This window comes from Candidatus Methanoperedens nitratireducens (genome assembly GCF_900196725.1).
Lineage (GTDB): Archaea > Halobacteriota > Methanosarcinia > Methanosarcinales > Methanoperedenaceae > Methanoperedens > Methanoperedens nitroreducens_A.
The window spans coordinates 1-7,021 of the sequence record NZ_FZMP01000130.1; the positions used below are offsets into that span (position 1 = coordinate 1).

Here is a 7,021-nt window from a genome sequence, read left to right on the forward strand (position 1 = left end):
TTTTTCATCAACAAAACCCGAAAAATAATTATATTCTGAATTTGGATTATTCAAATTTTGAATTCTTATTATCGGCAATCCACCCTGCTCTTTTTTCTCCCAATCAGATGGTTTAAAAGCCCTGCCATTTATCAAATTACAGACACTGCCAATTTCCACCATCTCCCACCCTCCATTCGCCCTCGCCGCCACCTCCTTGTACCTCTCCCCCGATAGATTATAATCCCCGCCCTCCGCAATCCTCACCCTCGCCACCCGGTGCGCAAGCCTCTTCTCCTCCTCGCTGAACTCGCACTCCTTCCCCTCATGCAAACTCCTCCTGAATTTCAAAAGCGCCGAGAGCGCCGTCGGGAGGTCACTCTTGCCGTTCGGGCGCCTCTGCGCGCCAAGGTCAAAGCCGTCGCTCTCGATCTTTACGAAAAGAACATCGGGCGCGCGCTTTGCAAGAGTCCTGTCCATCAGCAGGATGCTTGTTTTCACGCCAGCGTAGGGCTGGAAAACGCCGGACGGGAGGGAAACGACGGCGAAAAGATGAGTATCTACAAGCAGCTTGCGAAGTGCTTTATAGGCGTTCGCGGACTGAAAGATGATGCCCTCAGGTACGATTACTCCACCCCTGCCGTTTGTGGAAATATGTTCCATGATGTAATCCACGAACAGCACTTCGCTCCTTTTTGCCTGCACTGAAAAACGCTTGTGGGGGCGGATGCCGCCTTTAGGGGTCATGAACGGGGGATTTGCAAGGATCACGTCATAGGTTTCGTTCCATTTCTCCTCGCTCGTGAGCGTATCGTATTCGTAAATCTTCGGGGTCTGGAAGCCGTGAAGGTACATATTAACAAGCGAGAGCCTCACCATATCAGGGGAAATATCATATCCCATAAGGCTGTTCATCAGCCTCTTTTTCTCATCCATTGTAAGGCAGTCCCCTTTTCTCTCCTTCGTATTCTGGCTGAGGCTGTGCTTGAAAGAGGATATCAGGAAACCCGCTGTCCCGCAGGCTGGATCAAGGATCGATTCGTTCTTCTTCGGGTCAACAACAGAAACAATAAAATCGATGATATGGCGCGGCGTCCTGAACTGTCCTGCATCGCCCTGGGAGCCAAGCACTGACAGGAGATATTCAAAAGCATCGCCCAGCTTCTCGCTGTGATCATATTTGAACTCGTTTATCTCTTTCAGGAAACTTTTGAGAGTTTCAGGGTCTCGATATGGAAGAAAAGCATTCTTGAAAATATCCCTGAAAAGCTGCGGGATATTCTGGTTCTGGTTCATCTTTGTAATGGCTTCGCCATACAGCGCTATGAGTTCGAAGCCCCCGAGGCGCGGGTCAAAAATCCGAGACCAGGTATATTTTTCGAACTCGCCAGTGAAAAATGCGGCTTTTCCGCCAAGCGCCTGCGATTCTTTGTCCATGTCGTCCATGAACTTGTAGATGAGCGCGATAGTTATCTGCTCAACCTGCGACTTCGGGTCTGGAACTTTTCCAACGAGGATGTCGCGGGCATTATCGATCTTTCTTTTTGTTTCCTGATCTAACATTTTTTAACCTTTTTTACAATTCCACAACTTCCCCTGCTTTAATATTCCATGACCATCCCCATTTTAATCTTGAAACACCTTTCGATTTCAATTCCATAAACAGGTCGGATATTTTTTTCGCAAGATATCCTTCAGAATCAAAAAGGATAATCCCGGATTCAAATGCCTCAAGGATGTATTCTGATTTTGCCTCGATATGTTCTTCAAGTTCCTTCGGTGTCATCCAGATGGATTGGACCCTTGATCTTGTTCCGGATTCAACATCCAATTTATAAAGCATCCTTTTTCCAAGGTCGGGAGGTAGGTCCTTTATAATTACAATTATATCTATGTCGCTCTCGTAACTGCGAAATGGTTTAGCGTCGCCCCTTGCAACAGAACCAAAGAGCAGAACTGCATAAATATCGACTCTTTTGGTAACTATTTCAAAATATTGCCTGATCGGAACAGAATATTCTTGCTGTTTAATCAATTCTATGTTTTTCAACATATTCTTCGATCTCCTGTATTTTACTGGCGAGTATCCTATCCGTATCCCTTAACCGGTAGAATTCACAGCTTTTAACCAGTAATTCAAATGCGTTTTTCATCATCACAGTCGCAATATCCTTTTTATAGATTTCATCAGGCGTAATGATTCTTTCTTTAGTCTCCCATCCATATCTTGGCATAGTGCCTTGGCGTTCAAGGGGTGAAGAAAATGTAACCATATCTACGAGATATTTTACTTCATCTTCAGAAAGTCCAACCTTTTTTACTACCTCTGGATGCTGCAGGATTTCCTCAACAATATAATCGGAAGGATGATGTGTTTTTTCAGGAGCAAAACCTAAGAAAGATAAAATAGACTTACCGACCCTCTCGGCGCATTGCTGTGCATGCTGGATTGACTCACTATATCTTTCGTCCATGAAATCAGCAAGCGCGGCATCAAATTCTTTTAATGCCATATGCAGCCAGTCCCGTGTTTTTTGAATGTTCTTCATTTAAGGTCTCCAGAAACGGTCGATGATATTTTCCCTAAATCTGATAGAATCAAGAATATAAGATTTTTTTGGTAATAGAATCTAATTTTATTTTTCATAAAATCATTACAGGAATTTATTTAACGAAACATAATCTTTCACATATTCAGGTATCATTTCACGCCACTTCTTCAATTCCCTGAAATCCTTCATTGAGATTTGAGTATTCGTGGAAAAACGCCCGAATTCCTTAGATTCAATAATATCTCTGACTTCATTATCCGTAATATATGCTTTTATGAAATTCCTTATGAGCGGCACTTCCCTGCTTTCCGGCTTATGAATAGAGATGAATCTTTCAACTTCCTCTTCAAGCAAATCCTCTTTCGTTTTAAATGCAGATATCTTTCCAAATATTTTTTCTATCATCTCCCTTAAACTTATCCTGCGGTCTATCCTCAGCGATTTCCTCAGTTTATCAAGATTAAAATAATCCTCTGGCTTCTCAAAAACCTTACTTTTTATATATTCCTCAATTACATCAAAATTTTCTTTTTCAATATTTTCCTTTATGAATTGATTGTTTTTGATAACTGTCTCAAACTTATCAAAGAACATGCGATCAATTTTCATGCCCTCCGGGCATACGGCGTATTCAGAAAAGCTTATCAACGGATCTGTATTCAAATTCTCATATTCACTAATCCTGTTATCACCGCCATCACCACCTCCACTATAAGTAGTTCTTGGAGGTAATTTCAAAATTTCATTATAGTTATATTTCTCTTCAAAATATTCACAATTCGCGAAGAAATCAAAGAGCTTGAATTTGTCCTTAGATTTCTTGATAATTTCATTATCTATCCCATCCTTCATCGAATATGTAAAATCATATTTCCTGGTTCCCCTTCCTTTTATCTGGATAAAATCCGTTGGTGAGAATATGGGACGCATCAGGCAGATATTCAAAATATCCTGGCAGTCATACCCCGTCGTCATCATTCCGACTGTTACGCAAACCCTTGTTTTACACGTTTTATACCCTTCAAGAAAACGGGAGTGACCGGATAGGTTATTGCTTGTGTCCGTAAAATTGATGGTAAATTGCTGTGAATCCTGAACATTTGATGTAACCTGAAGCGCGAAATCGGAATTATACTTACCGGGATATAACCTGTCGGCAAGCTCATTCAACACCTGGGTTATCTTAGAGGCATGATTCTGGCTCACGCAAAAAACAATGGTTTTGCCTATCTCACCGCTTATTGGATCGCGGAGGGCATTTTCAATAAAAGTCTTGCAGAAAATCCTGTTTGTTTCTTCAGAAAGGAATTTATTTTCAAAATCCTTATGATAATATATATGCTCAACTTTATTCCCATCCTCATTTTCGACCATCACTGAATAGCCTTTTTCAGAAAGTAACTCCGTCGTGATCTCTGTTCTTGCATCCACCGCCACAGGATTCACGAGATACCCATCTCTAACAGCGTCAATAAGACTGTATCTAAAAGTCGGGGTACCCCGCTCACAGCCAAAAGTAATATAAGTATCCCGCAGTTGTCTCCTTTCCCATTCGCGCGGGTCCTTCTTACTTACTTTCTCAGGGTCTAAATACTTCAGATAATCTTTAGGCGTAGCAGTAAGACCGAGTTTATAGCCAACAAAATACTCAAAAACAGCCCTGCTATTCCATCCTATTGAGCGGTGAGCTTCATCCGATATAAGAAGGTCGAAATCCGTGGGTGAAAAAAGCCTCTGGTATTTATTGTCAAAAGAGAGGCTTTGAACGGTTGAGACAACAATTTCAGCTTTTCGCCAGTCATCCTTATTTTCTTTATAAATAACTACTTTGTAGTCATTTTTCAAATATTTGACAAAATTTTTCCTTGCCTGTTCTTCAAGTTCTAACCGGTCAACAAGAAAAAGCACCCTCTTTGCATTCCCCGATCTCAAAAACAATTTAATAACCGCGGCTGAAATTAGTGTCTTTCCTGTTCCAGTCGCCATTTCGAAAAGGAATCTGTCGTGTCCATCATCCACGGATTCCTGCAAAGCATGAACCGCATCTAACTGATAAGGTCTTAAGAATTTCAACCCTGATTCGTGTATATAATCTGTTCTAGTTTTATCATTGCTCCAGCGCGGGTCTCTGTCAAAAAGGGGGTTCTGAACCCTGGCAATATAATCATCTTCAACTATTTCATTAACAAGAGTAGAAGGATTGGGCTGAAAAGAATCTGTATGATGAAGAGACTCTAACGTCGGAAATTTAGTTATTACACTGGGATTTCCACGCTCCAAGTCCCAGAAATAATGCAAATTGCCATTTGATAGTATTACAAACCTCACATTTTGAGATTGCGCGTATTTTCTTGTCTGTTCTTTTCCATCCAGAGGATTTTTATCTTCGGATTTTGCCTCTACAATAACAAACGGGAAGCTTTTTTCATCCAAAAGAAGAAAATCTGTAAAACCGTTCTTTGTTTTTTCATAATCGTTCCCAAATTCATCAAGATTTTTCCTGGTGATCTTGATATTATTCTCTAAAACGATATTGGCTTTTCCTTTTTCATTATCAAAAAATCTCCAGCCCGATTGTTCAAGGAGTTTATTGATCTTGATGCGTGCTTTTGCTTCTTTTTGCATTAACGGCTCCAGCCATCAGATATATTAGATTTTAATAAGGTGTATTTAATTCTTGTTAGTAGAATCTGTGTATATGCATATTTCATGTTCTTGAATCCGAATGGATATGCTGAGGTTAAGCATATTCAATAAATTATTTACATAAAATCCGCCAGTCCCTTCTGCTAATGGCCGCCTGTATTTGCACTTTCAGTCATTCACAACCTCCACCGACTTTATCTTGATAAAATCCTTATCAAATGTCGCTATCTTCCTGATTTTCCTTATCTCCATACAGGCAAGATTCGAAGCATCCACAAAACTCAAACCGGTATTCTCCTGCTCCGAAAAAATCTCCCATGACCTTTCGAACACTTCGCTCGCTTTCATTATTTCAATTTCCCTTGCCTCAAGCAGTATATTTCCCACTTCCTTTGCAGTCTCCATGCTTTTCCGAAGCGCGAGCACTGTTGCGACTTCCGATAACACGAATTCCGATATTACACCGACTCCGTAATCCCCTGCATTGAGTTTTTGGAAGATATCCGAAGCCTTTTTGTGATTTATATCATCCGCATTCTTATATGCAATTATCGCGCTGGAATCAAGGAATATCAAGCAATTCCCTATTGATATAAAACTTCATCGATTTCTTCACTCAGGTTTCGATACTGGTAGCCAAAATGCTCCGGTTTGATCTCAATGATGCTTCTCTTCTTTTTCTTTGGAAGTCCGAGCCATTCGCTGATTGCCTTTGTTACTGCTTCCCCGATGGAGATGCCCTCTTGCGCAGCTTTTGTTTTTAATTTTTTATAAACAAAAGGGTCAATGTTCCTGATAGTGGTGTCCATATGTAACACATGTGTTGCAATGGAATATATATTTATTGCAGGTCTTGAGGTTTAGCGAAAGCGCCGAAAATTAATTCAGTTGGATTTATAAATTTCTGGCATGATATTCACATAAAGTCCGTCAGAAATTTCTGCCTCAAGAATGCCGGCCTTTACCTGATACCTGAAGGCGCGGTTTTAAAATAGCAAGCAGCCATGTGAACAGAACACGGATGACACGGATGCGACGGGTACGCACGGATTATTTTTAATGAAAAACCGCGCCCTCTTCTTTTATCTGTTTCCTGCATCAAATCTTAATATTTCGCCAGATACTGCATCTATTTAACAAATTTGCAATCATCTTTTAATGGACAAATTCCATGCTTGGGATTTAATGGAGTACATATAAGAGCGCTAAAGTCAATAATAGCGAATAACATTTCTTTTGGCTCACAATTGCAGTGGCTAAATAGTTCGTCTGATAGTTCTACGATTTTTTTATTCCTACGGATCTCTCCTGTTAAATCTAAGCCAAAGTATCTATTCAATACTCTCGCAATATTGCTATCCACAATGCAAGTATTTTTCGAAAATGCTACTGCTAAAATTACACCGGCTACATAGTCCCCAACACCTGGTATTTTTAACAATTCTTCTTTACTGGAAGGAAATTTACCATTGTATTCTCTTATTATATATTCTGCTGCTTTTTTGAAATGACCAGAACGCCAGTGCAAACCAAGTGGTCTAATTATTCTTGCGATATCTGCTATATCTGCTTTCGATACACTCTTAATGTCCGGGTATTTTTTTAAGAAATCATCATAAACAGGAACTACTTGATTGGCTTTTGTTCTCTGAAGCATAAACTCCGCAATCATAATTTCATAAGGATCTCTTGTATGTCTCCACCTAAAATCTCTTTTGTATAAATGGCGGTTTTCAATTATGTTTTTAGAAATGTTTGACATTGCTAACCAATAATTAGACCTTTACATTACGTTCAAGTATAAATTTATCTGAAGCTAGTGGAGCGTTTGACAAGTTTTTTCC

7 protein-coding genes are annotated in these 7,021 nt (G+C 40.1%); all 7 read right to left on the reverse strand.

The window, feature by feature from the left end:
- Positions 1-1,542: N-6 DNA methylase (locus MNV_RS09470; RefSeq protein ID WP_179293912.1), on the reverse strand; the 1,542-nt coding region annotated here is incomplete at its 3' end.
- A 13-nt stretch (positions 1,543-1,555) separates the two neighbouring features.
- A complete protein-coding gene (locus MNV_RS09475) occupies positions 1,556-2,032 on the reverse strand; it encodes a nucleotidyltransferase domain-containing protein (protein ID WP_096205534.1) in 477 nt (158 codons plus the stop codon).
- Positions 2,007-2,528: a HEPN domain-containing protein gene (locus MNV_RS09480; protein WP_096205536.1), complete on the reverse strand. Its 522-nt coding sequence runs from the start codon at positions 2,526-2,528 to the stop codon at positions 2,007-2,009. The genes MNV_RS09475 and MNV_RS09480 overlap by 26 nt, the downstream gene beginning before the upstream one ends.
- A 105-nt stretch (positions 2,529-2,633) precedes the next feature.
- Positions 2,634-5,156 (reverse strand): DEAD/DEAH box helicase family protein, encoded by a 2,523-nt coding sequence (locus tag MNV_RS09485; RefSeq protein WP_096205538.1) that lies wholly within the window; start codon positions 5,154-5,156, stop codon positions 2,634-2,636.
- Between the two features lie 189 nt (positions 5,157-5,345).
- Positions 5,346-5,753, reverse strand: a complete 408-nt coding sequence (locus MNV_RS09490) for a type II toxin-antitoxin system VapC family toxin (RefSeq protein WP_179293913.1) — start codon at positions 5,751-5,753, stop codon at positions 5,346-5,348.
- An 8-nt stretch (positions 5,754-5,761) separates the two neighbouring features.
- Positions 5,762-5,986: a hypothetical protein gene (locus tag MNV_RS09495; protein ID WP_096205542.1), complete on the reverse strand. Its 225-nt coding sequence runs from the start codon at positions 5,984-5,986 to the stop codon at positions 5,762-5,764.
- Between the two features lie 320 nt (positions 5,987-6,306).
- Positions 6,307-6,939 (reverse strand): HhH-GPD family protein, encoded by a 633-nt coding sequence (locus tag MNV_RS09500; protein WP_096205544.1) that lies wholly within the window; start codon positions 6,937-6,939, stop codon positions 6,307-6,309.
- Positions 6,940-7,021: the final 82 nt, after the last annotated feature.